General features: G+C 71.6%; 15 protein-coding genes. 14 read left to right on the forward strand and 1 reads right to left on the reverse strand.

Features of this window, described 5'->3' with window-relative positions:
* On the forward strand, positions 1-1405 hold a 1405-nt coding region (locus tag EES42_RS38725), incomplete at its 5' end, for an alpha/beta hydrolase (RefSeq protein WP_164495488.1).
* 195 nt (positions 1406-1600) lie between these two features.
* On the opposite strand, the gene EES42_RS38730 is transcribed toward EES42_RS38725, so the two are convergent.
* Entirely contained in the window at positions 1601-3367 is a 1767-nt protein-coding gene (locus tag EES42_RS38730; RefSeq protein WP_124722884.1) for a dolichyl-phosphate-mannose--protein mannosyltransferase, read from the reverse strand.
* 53 nt (positions 3368-3420) lie between these two features.
* Here EES42_RS38730 and rsmI point away from each other — a divergent pair, with 53 nt between their 5' ends.
* The 13 genes from rsmI to galK all read left to right on the forward strand — a co-directional run bounded on the left by rsmI (position 3421) and on the right by galK (position 20128).
* Positions 3421-4317, forward strand: a complete 897-nt coding sequence (rsmI, locus tag EES42_RS38735; RefSeq protein ID WP_124722885.1) for a 16S rRNA (cytidine(1402)-2'-O)-methyltransferase — start codon at positions 3421-3423, stop codon at positions 4315-4317.
* Between the two features lie 170 nt (positions 4318-4487).
* Positions 4488-4859 (forward strand): hypothetical protein, encoded by a 372-nt coding sequence (locus EES42_RS38740; RefSeq protein WP_124722886.1) that lies wholly within the window; start codon positions 4488-4490, stop codon positions 4857-4859.
* An 82-nt stretch (positions 4860-4941) separates the two neighbouring features.
* The gene (locus EES42_RS38745) at positions 4942-5808 is read left to right on the forward strand and encodes a TatD family hydrolase (protein WP_124722887.1); all 867 of its coding nucleotides are present in this window, start codon (positions 4942-4944) and stop codon (positions 5806-5808) included.
* A 30-nt stretch (positions 5809-5838) separates the two neighbouring features.
* The gene (gene rsmA, locus EES42_RS38750) at positions 5839-6747 is read left to right on the forward strand and encodes a 16S rRNA (adenine(1518)-N(6)/adenine(1519)-N(6))-dimethyltransferase RsmA (protein WP_124722888.1); all 909 of its coding nucleotides are present in this window, start codon (positions 5839-5841) and stop codon (positions 6745-6747) included.
* On the forward strand, positions 6744-7637 hold the full coding sequence (locus EES42_RS38755; RefSeq protein WP_124722889.1) for a 4-(cytidine 5'-diphospho)-2-C-methyl-D-erythritol kinase: 894 nt from the start codon (positions 6744-6746) through the stop codon (positions 7635-7637). Before rsmA ends, EES42_RS38755 begins: the two co-directional genes overlap by 4 nt.
* Before the next feature lie 185 nt (positions 7638-7822).
* Positions 7823-9637: an ABC-F family ATP-binding cassette domain-containing protein gene (locus EES42_RS38760; protein ID WP_124722890.1), complete on the forward strand. Its 1815-nt coding sequence runs from the start codon at positions 7823-7825 to the stop codon at positions 9635-9637.
* A gap of 108 nt (positions 9638-9745) precedes the next feature.
* Positions 9746-11599: an outer membrane protein assembly factor BamB family protein gene (locus EES42_RS38765; RefSeq protein ID WP_124722891.1), complete on the forward strand. Its 1854-nt coding sequence runs from the start codon at positions 9746-9748 to the stop codon at positions 11597-11599.
* 246 nt (positions 11600-11845) lie between these two features.
* A complete protein-coding gene (locus EES42_RS38770) occupies positions 11846-13666 on the forward strand; it encodes an outer membrane protein assembly factor BamB family protein (protein WP_124722892.1) in 1821 nt (606 codons plus the stop codon).
* 134 nt (positions 13667-13800) lie between these two features.
* A complete protein-coding gene (locus EES42_RS38775; RefSeq protein ID WP_124722893.1) occupies positions 13801-15741 on the forward strand; it encodes an outer membrane protein assembly factor BamB family protein in 1941 nt (646 codons plus the stop codon).
* A 289-nt stretch (positions 15742-16030) separates the two neighbouring features.
* Entirely contained in the window at positions 16031-16753 is a 723-nt protein-coding gene (locus EES42_RS38780) for a helix-turn-helix transcriptional regulator (protein WP_124722894.1), read from the forward strand.
* A gap of 173 nt (positions 16754-16926) precedes the next feature.
* Positions 16927-17970 (forward strand): galactose-1-phosphate uridylyltransferase, encoded by a 1044-nt coding sequence (galT, locus tag EES42_RS38785; RefSeq protein WP_124722895.1) that lies wholly within the window; start codon positions 16927-16929, stop codon positions 17968-17970.
* A complete protein-coding gene (galE, locus tag EES42_RS38790) occupies positions 17967-18947 on the forward strand; it encodes a UDP-glucose 4-epimerase GalE (RefSeq protein ID WP_124722896.1) in 981 nt (326 codons plus the stop codon). The genes galT and galE overlap by 4 nt, the downstream gene beginning before the upstream one ends.
* Positions 18944-20128: a galactokinase gene (gene galK / locus EES42_RS38795; protein ID WP_124722897.1), complete on the forward strand. Its 1185-nt coding sequence runs from the start codon at positions 18944-18946 to the stop codon at positions 20126-20128. Before galE ends, galK begins: the two co-directional genes overlap by 4 nt.
* The last annotated feature ends 184 nt before the right edge of the window (positions 20129-20312 follow it).

The raw sequence follows: 20312 nt of genomic DNA on the forward strand, positions 1-20312 counted from the left end.
CACGGGCCAGCCGGCGGCCCTGGAGTGCGCGAAGGTCAAGGTGCCGCTGGACTACCGCGCCCCCGGGGGCCGGAAGATCGACCTCGCGATATCGCGGATCAAGGCGGGCAGCACGAAGGAGCGGCGCGGCGTGCTGCTGATGAATCCCGGGGGACCGGGCGTTCAGGGGCTGACCATGCCCGCGGAGATGGAGCCGCTGCTGTCGGCGGAGGTACGGGAGCGGTTCGACCTGATCGGCTTCGACCCGCGCGGGGTCGGGCAGAGTGCGCCGATCGGCTGCGGCCTGACGGACGAGGAACAGGCCTTCCAGCATCCCTACACCGCAGGGACGTTCGCGAAGGACGTGGCCTGGGCCCGGACGGTGGCCGACAAGTGCTGGGCCAAGGCGGGTGACGTGCTGCCGCACATCACCACCCGCAACACGGCACGGGACATGGATGTCGTCCGGGCGGCGCTGGGAGAGAGGAAGATCTCCTACTTCGGGTACTCGTACGGCACCTACCTGGGGTCCGTCTACACGCAGATGTTCCCCCAGCGCTCGGACCGGTTCGTGCTCGACAGCGCGCTCGATCCGACGCTCGCGTGGCGAGGGATGTTCCGGGGATGGTCGGCGGGGGCCGAACTCGCCTTCACCCGGTGGACGGAGTGGGCCGCCGCGCGCAACGCCACGTACGGGCTGGGTCCGACTCCGGCGGAGGTCCGGAAGACGTACTGGGAGCTCATCGCCCGTGCCGACCGCACACCCGTCCCGACGGAGGGCGGGGCGCTCAGTGGCGGCGCCATCCGTTCCGCGTACAACGCGTTCGTCCACGTCGAGGCCGTCACCCCGTGGATCGTCGGGTTGAAGGCCGCGGCCGAGGGCGGATCGCCCGCGCCGGCCACGCTGACCGCGTCGGCGGTGTCGGCCGGATCGGCCGGAACGACGGCCCCCGCCTCCGCCCCGGTCCGGTCCGCTGATGCGGGGGCCTTCACTGCGGACGTTCCGGCGGATAACCAGTCCGCCGCCGTGTGGGCAGTCTTCTGCGACGACACCCGCAGCTGGCCGCGCAACCCCGAGCAGTACCGCCGGGACGTGATCCGGGACCGAGCCACGTACCCGCTGGCCGGCGACCTGGGGGCCAACATTCAGCCGTGCGCGTTCTGGAAGTCGGCGGCAAGGGAGCCGGCCACCGTGGTGAACAACGACGTCGACGCGCTGATCGTGCAGAACCAGTGGGACCCGCAGGCGACGCTGGCCATGGCGCAGGGCATGCGCCGGGCGCTGCACGGCGCGCGGATGATCACGGTGGCCGGCGGTGAGGGCCACGGCGTGGTGGTGGCCGGCCCGTCCTGTGCGGACGCCGACGTCACGCGGTACCTGACCACGGGCCGGCTGCCCGCGAAGGACCTGACCTGCGGCGGCTAGTGCCGTGACCGCATCGGTCGCCGGGTCGCTCAGGCTGCGATCGTGAAGATCTTGTCGTCCTTGTGGGCGGACAGGTCATCCACGATGCCATGCCGTCCGAGGGCCGTCCGGGGGCGGCCGATGGGCACCGACGACGAACGACAAGCACCAGGAGGCCGCAGTCACCGACTGCGGCCTCCTGGTGCTTCCGCCCAGCTAGATCCAGGTGTCCAGCCACATCCGCTCGCGCCACGATCCGTCGGGGATCGGCGTGCCCGTGTAGATCGGCCAGAAGTAGATGAAGTTCCAGATGATCAGCAGGACCAGGACGCCCGCCCCGATCGCGCCCAGTGTCCGCCGCCGTTCGCCCGTCGGATCGCCGGAACTCAGGCCCAGTTCCTGCCCGGTCCCCGTCCCGGCCGCCGGGCCCAGCATCGCGCCGATCATCATCGTCACCGCCAGACACAGGAACGGCACGAACACGACCGCGTAGAAGAGGAAGATCGTCCGCTCCTGGTAGAGGAACCAGGGCAGCCAGCCCGCCGCCACGCCGCAGACGATCGCACCCGCCCGCCAGTCGCGCCGGAAGAACCACCGCCACAGCACGTACACCAGGGCGAAGCACGCCGCCCACCACAGCAGCGGTGTCCCGATGGCCAGCACCTCGCGCGAGCACTTGCCGGTCGCCGACGCCGCGCAGCCCTGCTGTTCCTCCCAGAAGTACGAGACCGGCCGGCCCAGCACGATCCAGCTCCACGGATTGGACTGGTAGGTGTGGCCGGACGTCAGGTTCACATGGAATTCGTAGACCTGGTACTCGTAGTGCCACAGGCTGCGCAGCCAGTCCGGCAGCCAGGTCCAGTCGCCGCCCCGGCCGTCGGTCTGCGCCCAGTTCCGGTAGTAGCCCTTGCCGGTGACGATCCAGCCGGTCCAGGAGACGAGGTACGTCAGGAGCGCGACCGGGACCGTCGAGACGAACGCCGGCACCAGGTCCCGCTTCAGCACCGCCAGGTACGGGCGGACCGCACCCGCGGTCCGGCGCGCGCCGACGTCCCACAGCACCGTCATCAGGCCGAAGCCGACCATGATGTACAGGCCGTTCCACTTGGTGGCGAAGGCCAGCCCCAGCATCAGGCCCGCGGTGATCCGCCAGGGCCGCCAGCCGAGCCGCAGATCCTCCGCGACCCCCGCGTCGGGGCGCAGCACCCCTTCCTCGTCGACCGGCAGCGCCGCGGCCAGTCTGCGCCGGGCCCAGTCACGGTCGATCAGCAGCGCGCCGAACGCCGCCAGCACGAAGAACATCAGCACCAGGTCGAGCAGCGCGGTCCGGCTCATCACGAAGTGCAGACCGTCCACCGCGAGCAGGGTGCCCGCCAGACAGCCCAGGAACGTCGAGCGGAACAGCCGCCGGCCGATCCGGCACAGCATCAGCACCGACAGCGTGCCGAGCACCGCCACCATGAACCGCCAGCCGAACGGCGTGAACCCGAAGAAATGCTCACCGAGCCCGATGATCCACTTGCCGACCGGCGGGTGCACCACGTAGCCCGGGTCCACCGGGACGTCCACCTTCGACGGGTCCGCGAGGATCAGCTTGTCGATGTCCTTGGGCCAGTCGCCCTCGTACCCCTGATTGATCAGGGCCCAGGAGTCCTTGGCGTAGTACGTCTCGTCGAATATCAGCGCGTGCGGGCTGCCCAGATTCCAGAACCGCAGCAGCCCGGCGACCAGCGCCACGAGCAGCGGACCGCCCCACGCCGACCACCGCACCAGGCGATCGGCCATCGGCGGGGAGATCCCGAGCACCGCCCACAACTGGATGCCGGGCCTGGTGTAGGGCGGGACAAGCCGCTCGCGCAGCCCGATCCCGGGCCGGGGCGAATGGCCGAAGCGGCGCAGCCGCTGCTGCCAGGAGGCCGGATCTTCGCCGTGCGGTTCCCCGGCGTCTTGGCCCTGTCGGGCTTCGGGCGCAGTACTCGTCACCGCGCCATCGTAGGGAACGCATCTGTGCGAGCGCCGTCGCCCGTGCTGGGAGGATGGCACTTGTGACTGGAACGACTGGAACGCTGGTACTCGCAGGAACCCCCATCGGCGATGTGGCGGACGCCCCGCCGCGGCTCGCCGCCGAGCTGGAGACGGCGGACGTCGTCGCCGCCGAGGACACCCGCAGGCTGCGCCGCCTCACTCAGGCGCTCGGCATCCACACCACGGGGCGGGTCGTCTCCTACTTCGAGGGCAACGAGTCGGCCCGTACGCCCGAACTCGTCGAGGCGCTGATCGGCGGCGCCCGCGTGCTGCTGGTCACGGACGCCGGGATGCCGTCCGTCTCGGACCCCGGTTACCGGCTGGTGGCCGCCGCCGTGGAGAAGGACATCAAGGTCACCGCGGTGCCCGGCCCGTCCGCCGTGCTCACCGCGCTCGCCCTGTCCGCGCTGCCCGTCGACCGCTTCTGCTTCGAGGGCTTCCTGCCGCGCAAGGCGGGCGAACGGCTCGGCCGGCTCCGCGAGGTCGCCGACGAGCGCCGCACCATGGTCTTCTTCGAGGCCCCGCACCGCCTCGACGACACCCTCGCCGCGATGGCCGAGGTCTTCGGCGCCGACCGCCGGGCGGCCGTGTGCCGGGAGCTGACCAAGACGTACGAGGAAGTGAAGCGCGGCCCGCTGGGCGAACTGGCGGCGTGGGCGGCCGAAGGCGTACGCGGCGAGATCACCGTCGTCGTCGAGGGCGCGGCCGACTCCGGACCCGAGGAACTGGACGCCGAGGAGCTGGTACGCAGGGTGCGGGTGCGCGAGGAGGCGGGGGAGCGGCGCAAGGAGGCCATCGCCGCGGTCGCCGCGGACGCGGGTCTGCCCAAGCGCGAGGTGTTCGACGCGGTCGTCGCGGCAAAGAACGCGGAGCGGACCGCCCCCGCGAAGGGCAAAGGACTATCGTGAAAAGCAAAGCGAGAGCCGCGCACCGGGCTTTTCTGCCACGAGATGGCCAAAAGCGCTCCAACAGTCGACAGGGTCCGATGCGCTCCTGCCGGTAAGGGCGTCCACTGGTCAGGGACGCATTCTCCGGAACGTTTGTCCGGAGTGCCTGTCCGGCGGACAAAGGAGCGGGCATGAGCGAGATCGCAGAAACCACCGCGCACGAGGCGTACGCATTCGCCTGCATGAGGTGTGGACACGGCTGGGAACAGGCCTTCGAAATAGAGCACCACGTCGACGGCTCCAACAACGCTTTCGTCATCTACAAGGCGGACGGGGAACGGGTGCCCTCGCCCCTTTCCCGGCCCACTTGCACGAACTGCGGCGGACACGTGGTCCGGATCATGCGGGCCGGCCGGGTCTCGACCGTCCAGCAGCTGCTCCACAACCCCAAGCCGGCGCGGTCGGCGATCCAGGACGGCGAGGCCGACGCGGCCGCCGCCCCCGCGGAGACCGGACACCACTGGCACCTGTCCGACCTGCTGCACCCCTTCCACCGGAGGTAGGCGCCCCTTCGGCCGGAGGCGGGCGCCCGGCTCCGCCGCGGCCCGTCCGGGCGCACCGGTGGCTCCTCGTACGATCGTCGTCATGAGCCGTACCGAAGCCCCACCGCTGCCCGAACCCCTCCGGGTACCGGTCGCCGATTCGCACACCCACCTGGACATGCAGGACGCGACCGTCGAGGAGGGCCTGGCCAGGGCCGCCGCGGTCAATGTGACCACCGTGGTCCAGGTGGGATGCGACGTGGCCGGTTCGCGATGGGCCGCCGAGACCGCCGCCGCGCACCCGAACGTGCACGCGGCGGTCGCCCTGCACCCCAACGAGGCACCACGCATCGTGCACGGCGACCCCGACGGCTGGTCGCGCCAGGGCGCGCGGGAGGGCGGTGGGCAGGCGGCGCTGCACGAGGCGCTCGCGGAGATCGACGCGCTGGCCGCACTCGACCACGTACGCGGTGTCGGCGAGACCGGGCTGGACTGCTTCCGTACCGGCCCCGAGGGCATGGACGCCCAGGAGGAGTCCTTCCGGGCCCACATCGAGATCGCCAAACGGCACGGCAAGGCGCTGGTCATCCACGACCGCGAGGCGCACGCGGACGTGCTGCGGATCCTCGCCGACGCGGGCGCCCCGGAACGCACCGTGTTCCACTGCTACTCCGGCGACGCCGACATGGCCCGGATCTGCGCGGACGCCGGGTACTTCATGTCCTTCGCCGGCAACGTCACCTTCAAGAACGCCCAGCCGCTGCGGGACGCCCTGGCCGTGGCCCCGACGGAACTGGTCCTGGTCGAGACGGACGCCCCGTTCCTGACCCCCGCCCCGTACCGGGGGCGGCCCAACGCGCCTTACCTCATCCCCGTCACCCTGCGGGCCATGGCGGCGGTGAAGGGCCTGGACGAGGACACCCTGGCGTCGGCCGTCTTCGACAACACCGCCAGGGCCTTCGACTACTGACCGCGGCGGCCGTCGCCGTAGGCTTACCGGGTGAGCACCACTGAGCCCGACGCCCTCCTGGGCCCCGCAGACATCCGCGAGCTGGCCGCCGAGCTGGGCGTACGCCCGACCAAGCAGCGCGGCCAGAACTTCGTCATCGACGCCAATACGGTCCGCCGGATCGTACGGACGGCGGAGGTCCGGCCGGACGACGTCGTCGTCGAGGTCGGCCCGGGGCTCGGCTCGCTGACCCTGGCGCTGCTGGAGGCGGCGGACCGGGTCGTCGCCGTCGAGATCGACGACGTGCTGGCGGGCGCGCTGCCGGCCACCGTCGCCGCCCGGATGCCGGGGCGGGCCGACCGGTTCGCCCTGGTGCACTCCGACGCGATGCTGGTCCGGGAACTGCCCGGACCGGCGCCGACCGCGCTGGTCGCGAACCTTCCGTACAACGTCGCCGTGCCGGTCCTGCTGACGATGCTGGAGCGCTTCCCGTCCATCGAGCGCACCCTCGTCATGGTCCAGGCCGAGGTCGCCGACCGGCTGGCCGCACGGCCGGGCAACAAGGTCTACGGCGTGCCGTCGGTGAAGGCCAACTGGTACGCGGACGTCAAGCGTGCCGGCTCCATCGGCCGCAACGTCTTCTGGCCCGCCCCGAACGTCGACTCCGGCCTGGTCTCCCTGGTCCGGCGCACCGAGCCGATCGCGACGAGCGCGAGCCGGACCGAGGTCTTCGCGGTCGTCGACGCCGCCTTCGCCCAGCGCCGCAAGACCCTGCGGGCCGCCCTGGCCGGCTGGGCCGGCTCCGCACCCGCCGCCGAGGCGGCCCTGGTCGCCGCCGGAATCTCCCCGCAGGCCCGCGGCGAGTCACTGACCGTCGAGGAGTTCGCCGCCATCGCCGAGAACAAGCCGGCCGGGACCTCCGGGGCTGCCGGGAACGAGCCCTCGGGGAGTGGCGAGTGAGCGTCACCGTCCGCGTACCCGCCAAGGTCAACGTCCAGCTCGCGGTCGGCGCCCCGCGCCCCGACGGCTTCCACGACCTGGCCAATGTCTTCCTCGCCGTCGGCCTGTACGACGAGGTCACCGTCACCCCCGCCGACGGGCTGCGCATCACCTGCTCCGGCCCGGACGCCGCGCAGGTACCGCTGGACGCGACCAACCTCGCCGCCCGCGCCGCGATCGCGCTGGCCGAGCGGCACGGCATCGCACCCGATGTGCACATCCACATCGCCAAGGACATCCCCGTCGCCGGAGGCATGGCGGGCGGCAGCGCCGACGGCGCGGCCGCGCTGCTGGCCTGCGACGCGCTCTGGTCCACCGGCGCCACCCGGGACGAGCTCCTCGCGATCTGCGCCGAGCTGGGCAGCGACGTCCCGTTCAGCCTGGTCGGGGGCGCCGCCCTCGGCACCGGACGCGGTGAGCGGCTCACCCCGATCGAGGCCGGCTCCGCCTTCCACTGGGTCTTCGCGGTCGCCGACGGCGGGCTCTCCACCCCGGCCGTCTACGGCGAGTTCGACCGGCTGACGGCGGACACCGACGTCCCCGAGCCGGAAGCCTCCCCCGCGCTCCTCGACGCCCTGCGCACCGGCGACGCCACCGCGCTCGCCGCGGCCCTCTCCAACGACCTCCAGCCCGCCGCGCTCTCCCTGCGCCCCTCACTCGCCGACACCCTCGCCGCGGGCACCGCGGCGGGCGCCCTGGCCGCCCTGGTCTCCGGCTCCGGACCCACCACCGCGTTCCTGGTGGCGGACGAGGAGTCGGCCCGGAAGGTCGCCGAGGCCCTGCTCACCTCCGGCACCTGCCGCAACGCACGGACGGCGGTGTCCCCGGCGCCGGGGGCCACGGTCGTCTGACGGCGCCTGCCGCTACCGGCCGTAGTGATAGCGGCAGGCAACGATGCGTACCTCGTCCTCCCGGTGTGAGCCCCTGTACAGGAGGCCGTACGTACAGGGCGCCGGGAAGGCAAGGCACCCGCGAGTCCCCGTCTCCGGAGCCCCGTACCCTGGGAAGCCGATCGATCCCCCGGGGCAGGAGTGAAATGGCCGTCAATCTGGTCAATGTCGAGCAGGTCAGCAAGGTGTACGGCACCCGTGCCCTGCTCGACGGCGTGTCCCTCGGGGTGTCCGAGGGGGACCGGATCGGGGTCGTGGGCCGCAACGGCGACGGCAAGACGACGCTCATCCGGATGCTCGCCAAGCTGGAGGAGGCGGACAGCGGACGCGTCACCCACAACGGCGGGCTGCGGCTCGGCGTCCTGACCCAGCACGATTCGCTCGACCCGCAGGCGACCATCCGCCACGAGGTGATCGGCGACCTCGCCGACCACGAGTGGGCGGGCAGCGCCAAGATCCGCGACGTACTCACCGGACTCTTCGGCGGCCTCGCGCTGCCCGGCTTCGAGCACGGCTTGGACACCGTCATCGCCCCGCTCTCCGGTGGCGAGCGGCGCCGGATCGCGCTGGCCAAGCTGCTCATCGCCGAACAGGACCTGATCGTCCTCGACGAGCCGACCAACCACCTCGACGTCGAGGGCATCTCCTGGCTGGCCGGCCATCTGCGGGCCCGCCGCTCCGCGCTCGTCTGCGTGACCCACGACCGCTGGTTCCTCGACCAGGTCTGCACCCGCATGTGGGACGTCCAGCGCGGCACCGTCCACGAGTACGAGGGCGGCTACAGCGACTACGTCTTCGCGCGGGCCGAACGGGAGCGGATCGCCGCGACCGAGGAGTCCAAGCGGCAGAACCTGATGCGCAAGGAGCTGGCCTGGCTGCGCCGCGGCGCCCCCGCCCGCACCTCCAAGCCCCGCTACCGCATCGAGGCGGCCAACGAGCTGATCGCCGATGTGCCGCCGCCGCGCGACACCAGCGAGCTGATGAAGTTCGCCAACGCCCGGCTCGGCAAGACCGTCTTCGACCTGGAGGACGTGACCGTCCAGGCGGGCCCCAAGACGCTGCTCACCCACCTCACCTGGCAGCTCGGCCCCGGCGACCGGATCGGTCTGGTCGGGGTCAACGGCGCGGGCAAGACCTCGCTGCTGCGGGCGCTGGCCGAGGCGGCCCGCACCCAGGGCGACGCACAGCCCGCCGCCGGGAAGGTCGTCGTCGGCAAGACCGTCAAGCTGGCCTACCTCTCCCAGGAGGTCCACGAGCTGAACCCGAACCTGCGGGTCCTGGAGGCCGTCCAGCAGGTACGGGACCGGGTCGACCTCGGCAAGGGCCGCGAGATGACCGCGGGCCAGCTCTGCGAGCAGTTCGGCTTCTCGAAGGAGAAGCAGTGGACCCCGGTCGGCGACCTCTCCGGCGGTGAGCGGCGCCGGCTCCAGATCCTGCGCCTGCTGATGGACGAGCCGAACGTCCTCTTCCTCGACGAGCCCACCAACGACCTCGACATCGAGACCCTGACCCAGCTGGAGGACCTCCTCGACGGCTGGCCCGGATCGATGATCGTGATCTCCCACGACCGGTTCTTCATCGAGCGGACCACGGACCGGGTGATGGCGCTGCTCGGCGACCGCACGCTGCGGATGCTGCCGCGCGGGATCGACGAGTACCTGGAGCGCAGGCAGCGGATGGAGGAGGCGGCCACGCCCTCCGCCGCACCCGCGCCGGCCAAGGAGACCGCCCCGGCCGCGACGGTCTCCCCGCAGGCCGCCCGTGCCGCGAAGAAGGAGCTCCAGAAGGTCGAGCGGCAGCTCGACAAGATGTCGACGCGGGAGACCACGCTGCACGCGCAGATCGCGGAGCACGCCACGGACTTCGAGAAGGTGGCGAAGCTCGACGCCGAACTGCGCGAACTGGTCGCCGAACGCGACGAGTTGGAGATGCGCTGGCTGGAACTGGCCGAGGACGCCTGATCGCCACGGTGCGTCAGGTGTGACTGCTGGGGCTTGCGGGGCGGGTGATACAAAGAAACCCTGACCGGCGCAGAAGCCGGAGAGGTCCGCACGAAGGGGGACGTGCTGATGACCCAGCCGCCCGGCCAGCAACCGCCGCAGGGAGGCTTCGGGGCTCCGTACGAACCACAGCCCGGCTCGTACGGGCCGCCGACGCAGCCGCCGACACAGCAGCCGGCCCAACCGCCGACGCAGCCGTCGGGTCAGGCAGCAGGCTCGTACGGCACGCAGCCGCCGGGTCCGTACGGGCCGCCGCCGCCCGCCCAGCCGCCCGGCCCCTACGGGCCGCCGCCCGCCCAGCCCGGCCCGTACAACGCGCCCGCCCAGCCGGGCCCGTACAACGCGCCCGCCCAGCCGGGCCCGTACAACGCGCCCGCCCAGCCGGGTCTGTACGACGTGCCGACGCAGCCCGGGCCGTACGGTGTGCCGTCGTCACCGCAGCCCGGTGGCCCCGCCGGTGGTGGTGGTGGTGGCGGGTTCTTCCGGGGCAGGCGGGGAGCCGTCATCGGTGCCGTGCTCGGCGTGGTGCTGCTGGCGGGCGGTGGTGTCTGGCTGGCGACGGGCGGGAGCGACGGGAAGAAGCCCACGGCGAAGACGAGCGCCGATCCCGCGCCGGGCCCCTCCACCGGCGAAAACTCCAAGGGCAAGGAGAAGGACCCGGGGCCGGGCGACCTGCGCGCGGAGGCCGACGGGATCAACGCCGGGCGCAAGGCCGGCGAGGCGAAGGTCCAGTGGCTCCAGGAGGGCGGCGTCGACCTGCCCCGCAACGGCGAGAGCGTGTACGGCCCCTGGTTCGTCGGCGACACCGTGGTCAAGGCGATGTTCCACACCGTGTCCGGCTATTCGGTCGCCGACGGCAGCCAGAAGTGGAGCCTGCGACTGCCGGGCAAGCTGTGCGGTGCACCCTCGCAGGCCACCGCCGACGGCAAGATCGTCTTCGGGGTGCAGAGCGGCAGCGGCAGCGAGGCGGAGTGCAACGGACTCCAGATGGCCGACCTCACGACCGGTAAGGCCGGCTGGTACAAGACCTTCGAGCGGCAGGGTGCCTGGGACCTGCTCTCCGACACCGCGATGGCGATCAACGGCGACACCGTGACCGTCGGGCGCAAGACCAGGACGGACGCCTTCCGGGTCAGCGACGGCAAGGTGCTCTTCGGGAAACTTCCGGGCAACTGCCAGCCGTTCGGCTTCGCGAGCGGACCGCTGGGGATCGCCGCGGCCAGCTGCCAGACGGCGGCCGACGACCACAAGGAACAGCTGGTGGAGCGGATCGACCCGGTCAGCGGGAAGGTCCTGTGGACGTACAAGGTCAAGAAGGGCTGGGAGGTCTCGCAGTTCTACTCGGTCAGCCCGCTGGTCGTCTCCCTGAAGAAGGACCGCGACTGGGCCGTCATCATGCTCAACCCGGACGGCACCTACCGCTCCCAGCTGGCCGGCGGCACGGAGAACTACCGGGTGGAGTGCGACACCGATCTCATCACCGGCGGCGGGAACCTCGACAACTGCCTCGGGGTGGCGACCGACGACCGGACGGTCTACCTGGCGACCAAGTCCGACGAGTCCGATGCCACCCCCACCAACAAGATCGTGGCCTTCGACGTGAGCACCGGTCAGGCCAGATGGAAGGCCGCGGCCCCGGCCGGGCAGACCATGATGCCAATGCGGGTGGAGGGCGGCCGGCTGCTGGTGTTCGTGGAGTCGTCGACGAAGAAGGCCGGCGCCATCGCGTCGCTGCCGCCGACCGGTGGCACACCGCGGCTGCTGCTGCGGCACCCGGACGCGGGGGTACGGACCGAGCGCTCCCTCTTCCAGCCCCGGGTCGCCTACGTGAACGGCCGTTCTCTCCTGATGAGTACCAGCATCAGCGGGGTCGAGGACGGGGACGAGGAGCGGGCCAAGTCGATGGAGATGTTCGGCAACTGACGGACGCCGAGGCGTAACGGAGGTATCACGGGGCGGTTCTCCCTTGGGAACAGGGGGTGGACCGCCCCGGTGCCCGGGGTCTCGCGGGTGGTACAAAGAAGCCCCGCTCGACTGACGTAACACTGCGGGATCCATGCCTGATTCGCTCCTTTCCGGGAAGTTCAGGGGGTTTCGGCCCCGTAGTGTTCCGCGGAATCGCGGGGGAGACCGGACCGGGCACCGGACCGCACGAAGGGGGACGTGCTGATGACCCAGCCGCCCAGCCAGCAACCGCCGCAGGGAGGCTTCGGCGCGCCGCAGGAGCCGCCGCCGGGAAGTCCTCAGCCGCCCCAGGGCCCGCCGCAGACCCCGCCGCCCGCCCAGCCGGGCTACGGCTATCCGCAGGCACCCGGCCAGCCTCCGGGCCAGGCCCCCGGCTACGGCTACCCGCAGCAGCCGGGCCAGCAGCCGGGCCCGTACGGGCAGCAGCAGCCGGGCCCCTACGCCCAGCAGCCCGGCCCGTATGCCCAGCAGCCCGGCCCCTACGCCCAGCAGCCGGGTCCGTACGGCCAGCAGCAGCCCGGTTACGGCTACCCGCAGCAGCAGTACCCCGGCGCACCCGCCCCGAGCGGTCCCGGTGGCGGTCCCTCCAAGCGCAAGCCCGCGATCATCATCGGTGCCGCGGCCGCCGCGCTCCTGGTGATCGGCGGTGGCATCTTCGTCGCCACGAGCGGGGGCGACGACGACAAGAAGCCCGTCGCCGAGAAGAGCGGGGACGCGAAGCCGAGCGGTTCGCCCTCCATCAACGAGGGCAACGGGAACGGCGACGGCAGCGGCCGCGGCGGCGACGACGACCTCAACGCCGGGCGCAAGGCCGGTGAGGCGAAGGTCCTCTGGCTCCAGAAGAACGACATCGACCTGCCGCGCAACGGCTCCGACGTGTACGGCCCCTGGGTGGCCGGCGACACGATCGTCAGGGGCATGTACCGCTCGGTCTCCGGCTACTCGGTCGCCGACGGCAAGCAGAAGTGGACCCTCAAGCTGCCCGCCGACCTGTGCGCGGCGCCCTCGCAGCCCACGGCCAACGGCAAGATCGTCATCGGGGTCAAGAACGGCACCACCGACAAGGCGAACTGCGCCGACCTCCAGATGATCGACCTCGCCACCGGCAAGGCCGGCTGGAAGAAGTCGATCAAGAAGAACGGCACCTGGGACTTCCTGTCGGACATCTCGCTGGCCATCAGCGGCGACACCGTGACGGTCGGGCGCACCGGGAACTCCAACGCCTACCGGGTCAGCGACGGCAAGGAGCTGTTCGGCAAGCCGTCGGGCAACTGCCAGCCGTTCGCCTTCGCCGGCGGGGCCAAGCTGATCGCCGCCTCCAGCTGCCGCACCGACGACGTCAACAACCCGCAGCACCAGATCCAGCAGCTCGACCCGAACACGGGGAAGGCCATGTGGACCTACCGGCCCAAGCGCGGCTGGGAGATCGACAAGGTCTACTCGGTCAGCCCGCTGGTGGTCTCGCTGAAGAAGGACAAGGAGTGGAGCATCCTCGCGCTGAAGGAGAACGGCTCGCTCCGCACCGGCATCACCAGCGACAAGGGTGACAAGTTCGCCCCGGACTGCGGCAGCGCCTTCGCCATCTTCGGCAAGTCCCTCGACGGCTGCACCGGAGTCGCCGCCGACGCCAACACCTTCTACATGGCGACCGCGCCGGACTCCAGCGGCAGCGCCCGTACCAACAAGGTCGTGGCGTTCGACCTGAACACCGGCAAGTCCAAGTGGAAGGCGGCCGCCCCGGCCGAGCGCACGGTGAAGCCGCTGCGCATGGAGGGCGGCAATGTGCTGCTCTACGTGGAGACCGCCTACGAGAAGGGCGGCGGCATCGCCACCCTCGCACCGACCGGCGGCACCCCCCGCATGCTGCTGCAGCACCCCGCGTCGGCGTCCATGATCGAGCGCGGCTTCTACAACACGAAGGTCCTCTACGCGGGCGGCCGTTCGTTCATCGCGAGCGGCCGGGTCAGCGCCAGGAACGACAAGGAAGAGCTGGAGACGAAGACCATGATGGCCTTCGGCAACTGACGGCTCACGAGGCCCCTCGACGGCAGAAACCGGCCGTCGGAGCCCCACGGCTCATGACCGGCAGCGGTCGGCGCACGACCGACCGCTGCCGGACCCGTCCCACCGACTCCCTTTCCCCCAGAGGTACGTACGCCATGACGCAGCCGCCCCAGCCGCCCAACGATCCGCCCCAGGGCGGATTCGGTGCCCCGCAGGACCCCCCGCAGGGTGGGTTCGGTGCTCCGCAGGACCCGCAGCCCGGTGGGTTCGGTGCCCCGACTCCGCCGCCCGCCGACCCCTTCGGCAAGCAGCCGGCCACCCCGCCCGCGGGCGGGTTCGGCGCCCCGACCCCGCCGCCCGCGGACACCCCGCCGCCCACCGGCGCTCCCCAGCAGCCGGGCCCCGGCTACGGCTACCCGCAGGCCCAGCCGCCGCAGCCCGGCTACGGCTACCCGCAGGGCCAGCCGCCGCAGCCCGGCTACGGCTACCCGCAGGCGCCGGTGCCCGGACAGCCGCAGCAGGGCTACGGATTCCCCCAGGGCATGCCGCCCGGCCAGCCGCCGCAGCAGGGGTACGGCTACCAGACCACCCCGATGCAGCAGCCGCAGCTGCCCCAGCAGGACGGGAACGGCGGCAAGAAGTTCAGCACCCAGATGCAGATCATCGTCGCCGCCTCGGTGGCCGTGGTGCTGATCGTGGCCGGCGGCATCTGGTACTCCTCCGGCGGTGACGACGGCAAGAAGGACAAGGCGTCCCAGTCCGGCGGCACCACCACCGAGGGCAAGGGCGGCCAGGGCGGCGGCGGCAACGCCGTCGACGGCGCCGGCAAGGAGAAGGCCCCCGCGGACCCCAAGTCCAAGGTCGCCTTCCAGCTGCCGCTGCCCAAGGTCACCGACGTCACCAAGGTCGACGGCTCCTGGCTGACCGACAAGGCGTACGTGAAGACCGGCCTGAACGAGATCGTCGCCTACGACCCGGTCAAGGGCACCAAGCTCTGGTCGATCCCGCTGGCGGGCCAGGTCTGCGCCGCGTCCCGGCACATGTCCAAGGACTTCAAGACCGCGATCGCCTTCCAGCAGAGCAAGCCGACCAAGGCGACCAAGTACCCGCCGTGCAACCAGGTCGGCGCGCTCGACCTCGCCACCGGCAAGCTGATGTGGAGCAAGTCGGTGACCGCCGCCACCAGCGGTGACGCCGAGGTCAGGTTCGACGAGGTCACGCTCAGCGGCACCACGGTCGCCGCGGGCGGAACCGAGGGCGGCGCCGCCTTCGACCTCAACACCGGCGCCGAGCGCTGGAAGCCCAAGGCCACCACCGACGGCTGCTACGACAAGGGGTACGGCGGCGGCGAAGCGCTCGCGGTGGTCCGCAAGTGCGGTACGTACGACGACCCGCAGCTCGTCATCCAGGCGCTGAACCCCACCACCGGGTCCCCGATCTCCTCGTTCAAGATGCCGCCCGGTGTCGACTACGCGAGCATCGTCTCGACCAAGCCCCTGGTCGTCGCGGCCGACGTCGGCGACACCGCCGGTGACGGCAGCGGCATCTCGGACTTCTTCTCGATCGACGCCTCCACCGGCAAGCTGCTCACCCGGATCGCGGCGGACGGCGAGAAGTACGCCGCGCGCTGCGCCTCCACCGAGGTCGAGAGCTGCAGCCAGCTGGCCGTCGGCAACAACCGCATCTACGTGCCGACCGAGGACCACGAGGGCACCGGCGAGTACGGCGACACCAACGAGATCGTCTCCTTCGACCTCACCACCGGCAAGCCGACCAGCGACAAGGCCGACGCGGGCGACCGCTACACAATGTTCCCGATCCGCATGGACGGCGGCAACATCATCGCCTACCGGGTTCCCCCGTACGACAAGGGCGGCCAGGTCGTCTCCATCGACGGCGCCACGTTCAAGCAGACGGTGCTGATGGAGAACCCGAGCGACGAGTCGATCCGGGACGCGGAGACCAGCTTCACGCCGGACTACACCGAGTTCCTCTACAACGACGGGCACCTGTACCTGTCCAGCACGATGGTCAGCAAGCCGAGCGGTTCGCTGGACACGAGCCGCCGACTGGTGGTCAGCTTCAGCAGGCCGTAACAGCAGGCCGCACGCAGGCGGGGGTGGTGTCCGGGCAACGGGCACCACCCCCACCTGCGTTCCGGGCCGGGCACACGGGCCCGTGGAAGTGATCCGTAACGGTCGGCAGGCCGATCACAACGGCGACCAGTCGGACACGGCACACCATCAACCGGTCCCGAACACACGCCGATCCGGTGTTCCGGCTCCTTTTGGCCGGTAAGACGCCCGCGGCGTCGAACAAGCGTGTAGCTTGCCGGGTCAGGAAGGCCGGGGGGCCCGGTGTGCCGGTGCAACGGGGGTGTGCTCGATGGGCGTGCGGCTCATGGTGGTCGATGATCACAGACTGCTCGCCGAGGCACTCGCCTCGGCGCTGAAACTGCGGGGCCACCGGGTCCTCGCGGCCGCCGCACCGACGTCGGGGGCGGCGGAGCTGGTGGTCAGCAGGGCCCCGGACGTCTGCCTGTTCGGCACTGCGGCCCCGGCCGAACCCGGCGCCTTCGACCCGATCGTACGGATCCGGCGCGAACGCCCGCAGGTGGCCGTCGTGGTGCTCGGACCGGTGCCCAGCCCGCGCGGGATCGCGGCGGCCTTCGCGGCGGGGGCCGCGGGATACGTCCGCCACGACGAGCGTATGGAGGGCGTCGAGCGGGCGATGGTCAAGGCGCGGGCCGGCGAGGCGGCGGTGGCGCCGCAGCTCCTCCAGGGCGCCTTCGCCGAACTCCTCAATCCCGCCGCCGCGCCGGACGACGAGGGGCAGCGGCTGCTCCAGATGCTCACCCCGCGCGAGGTCGAGGTCCTGGTGCGGGTCGCCGAGGGCGAGGACACCCGGCTGATCGCGGCCGGGATGCGGATCGCGCCCAGCACCGCGCGCACACATGTGCAGCGGGTGCTGATGAAGCTGGGCGTCGGCTCCCGGCTGGAGGCCGCGGCGCTCGCGGCCCGCACGGGGCTGCTGGACCGCGCGGCACCGGCCGGGCCGCCGGGGCTGCTGGGACAGCCGGGACGAACGGAGCGGCAGCCGCAGCGCTGAGCCGCGGCTCGTTCCCGCAGACACAACGAACACCACGCACCGGGCCCGTGCTCCGCCGTGCCCGGCGGGGCACAGCCGTGCACGCACCGGGCCGGGCCGCCGGGCATGGGCCACTCATTGACGCCATTGTTGACTTGTGGTTCATTGTGTTTGGTTATGTTTGGAGGAACCTGGTGAAGAAGACGGTTACGACGCTCGCCGACGGCCGGGAGCTGCTCTACTACGACAGCCGCGACGATGTCGTCCGTGACGCCGTCGACCGGCGCCCCCTGGACCCGGTCTCGACCTCGTCCGAGATCCGCCGCGACCCGTTCCTCGGCGACAGTGTCGCCATCGCCTCGCACCGCCAGGGCCGCATCTACCACCCGCCGGCCGACGAGTGCCCGCTCTGCCCCTCGCGGGACGGCCGGCAGAGCGAGATTCCCGAGGCCGACTACGACGTCGCCGTCTTCGAGAACCGCTTCCCCTCGCTCGCCGGCGACTCCGGCCGCTGCGAGGTCGTCTGCTTCACCTCCGACCACGACGCGTCGTTCGCCGACCTCACCGAGGAGCAGGCCGCCCTGGTCCTTTCGGCCTGGACCGACCGCACCGCCGAACTGGCCGGACTCCCGCAGGTCAAGCAGGTGTTCTGCTTCGAGAACCGGGGCGCCGAGATCGGCGTCACGCTCGGCCACCCGCACGGGCAGATCTACGGGTACCCCTTCGTCACCCCGCGCACCGAGCTGATGTTCCGCTCGATGGCCGCCCACCGCGCCGAGACCGGCGGCAATCTCTTCGACGACGTGGTGGCCCGCGAGGAGAAGGACGGCTCCCGGATCGTCATCGACGCCGAGCACTGGGTCGCCTTCGTCCCGTACGCCGCCCACTGGCCGTACGAGGTCCATCTGCACCCGCGCCGCCGCGTCCCCGACCTGCGGGAGCTCGACGAGGCCGCACGCACGGAGTTCCCACAGGTTTATCTGGAACTCTTGAGGCGATTCGACCGGATCTTCGGCCCCGGTGAGCCGCCGACCCCGTACATCTCGGCCTGGCACCAGGCCCCGTTCGGGGTACCCGGACGGGAGGACTTCGGGCTCCATCTGGAGCTTTTCACCATTCGACGTACCTCCGGCAAGCTGAAGTTCCTCGCGGGTTCCGAATCCGGCATGAACGTGTTCATCAACGATGTGCCGCCGGAGGCCGCGGCCCAGCGACTGCGAGAGGTAGCGAGCGAGTGAGCAAGCCCCAGAAGAAGTACCTGGTCACGGGCGGCGCGGGATACGTCGGCGGCGTGGTCGCCCAGCACCTGCTGGAGGCCGGGCACGCGGTCACCGTTCTCGACGACCTGTCGACCGGGTTCCGGGAGGGCGTCCCGGCCGGGGCCGAGTTCATCGAGGGCCGCATCCAGGACGCCGCGAAGTGGCTGGACGCCTCCTACGACGGGGTGCTGCACTTCGCCGCGTGCTCCCAGGTCGGCGAGTCCGTCGCGGACCCGGAGAAGTACTGGGTGAACAACGTCGGCGGCTCCCTCGCACTGCTCGCCGCGATGCGCGACGCCGGGGTGCGCACCCTGGTCTTCTCCTCCACCGCCGCCACCTACGGCGAACCGGCCACCACCCCCATCACCGAGTCCGACGCGACCGCGCCCACCAACCCCTACGGCGCCACCAAGCTCGCCGTCGACCACATGATCACCGGCGAGGCGGCCGCGCACGGCCTGGCCGCGGTCTCGCTGCGCTACTTCAACGTGGCCGGGGCGTACGGCAGTTGCGGGGAACGGCACGACCCCGAGTCGCACCTCATCCCACTGGTCCTCCAGGTCGCGCTCGGCCGCCGCGAGTCGATCTCCGTGTACGGCGACGACTACCCGACCCCCGACGGCACCTGCGTCCGCGACTACATCCATGTCGCCGACCTCGCCGAGGCCCATCTGCTGGCGCTGGACGCGGCCACCGCGGGCGAGCACCTGATCTGCAACCTCGGCAACGGCAACGGCTTCTCGGTGCGCGAGGTCATCGAGACCGTCCGCGAGGTCACCGGCCACCCCGTCCCGGAGACCGCGGCCCCCCGCCGCGCCGGTGACCCCGCCGTGCTGGTCGCCTCCGCCGCCACCGCCAGGGATCGGCTCGGCTGGACGCCGTCCCGCGCCGACCTGACCGGAATCGTCACCGACGCCTGGACGTTCGCCCGCCGAGAGGAGCCCACCGCCCCATGACCGAGAACACCGGGCCCGCCGCCCGCACCGAGCTGACCGCCTCCTTCACCGAGCTGTACGGTCACGCGCCCGAAGGGATCTGGGCGGCCCCCGGCCGGGTCAACCTGATCGGCGAGTACACCGACTTCAACGACGGCTTCGTGATGCCGCTCGCGCTGCCGCACACCGCACTCGCGGCCGTCGCCCGCCGCACCGACGGCGAACTGCGGCTGCACTCCACCGACGTACCCGGCGGCGTCGTCCAGCTCCGGCTCGACGAACTGGCCCCGCACGAGGGGCACGGCTGGGCGGCGTACCCCGCCGGAGTCGTCTGGGCGCTGCGCGAGGCCGGCCACCCGGTCACCGGGGCGGACATCCAGCTCTCCTCCACCGTTCCCACCGGTGCGGGTCTGTCCTCCTCCGCCGCGCTGGAGGTCGTCACCGCGCTCGCCCTGAACGATCTCTTCGAACTCGGTCTCTCCGCCCCCGAGTTGGCGGTTCTCGGCCAGCGTGCCGAGAACGACTTCGTGGGCGTGCCCTGCGGGGTCATGGACCAGATGGCGTCCGCCTGCTGCACCGAGGGCAACGCCCTTCACCTCGACACCCGCGATCTCACCCAGCGCCAGATCCCCTTCGACCTGGCCGCCCACGGACTGCGGCTGCTCGTGGTCGACACCCAGGTCAAGCACGCGCTCGGCGACGGCGCCTATGCCGAACGGCGGGCCGGCTGCGAGGCGGGCGCGGCGGCACTCGGCGTACGGACGCTGCGCGAGGTGCCGTACGACGGCCTCGACGCGGCCCTGGACACCCTGGCCGAGGCCGGCGTCGACGAGTCCGTGGTGCGCTACGTACGCCATGTGGTCAGCGACAACGCGCGGGTGGAGCAGGTCATCGCGCTGCTCGACGCGGGCGATGTACGGGCCGCGGGCCCGGTCCTGAACGCCGGGCACGTCTCGCTCCGCGACGATCTGCGGGTCTCCTGCCCGGAGCTGGACCTGGTGGTGTCGGCGGCGAACGAGGCCGGGGCGCTCGGCGCACGGATGACCGGTGGCGGCTTCGGCGGCTCGGCGATCGTGCTGGTGGCGGAGGAACAGGCGGACACGGTCGCCAAGTCGGTGCTGGAGGCGTTCGCCGCGGCGGGCCACACGGCCCCGCGGATCTTCCCGGCCGTGCCCTCGGCGGGCGCCCGCCGCCTCGGCTGATCCCGCTCGTCCGGATGAACTCGGTGACCCCGGGCGGGCAGTCCTCCATCCGCCCGTTCACCTGGCAACCCCGCTCCCGGTAGAAGCTGCCCGCCCGGGTTCCGGACTCGGCCAGTTCCGCGAATCGCCTTCCGCGGCGGGCCGCCGCCCGTACGCTGATGCACAGCACCGGTGGGGGCCGGTG

The sequence above is a fragment of the Streptomyces sp. ADI95-17 genome (assembly GCF_003846175.1).
GTDB classification, from domain to species: Bacteria; Actinomycetota; Actinomycetes; order Streptomycetales; family Streptomycetaceae; genus Streptomyces; species Streptomyces sanglieri.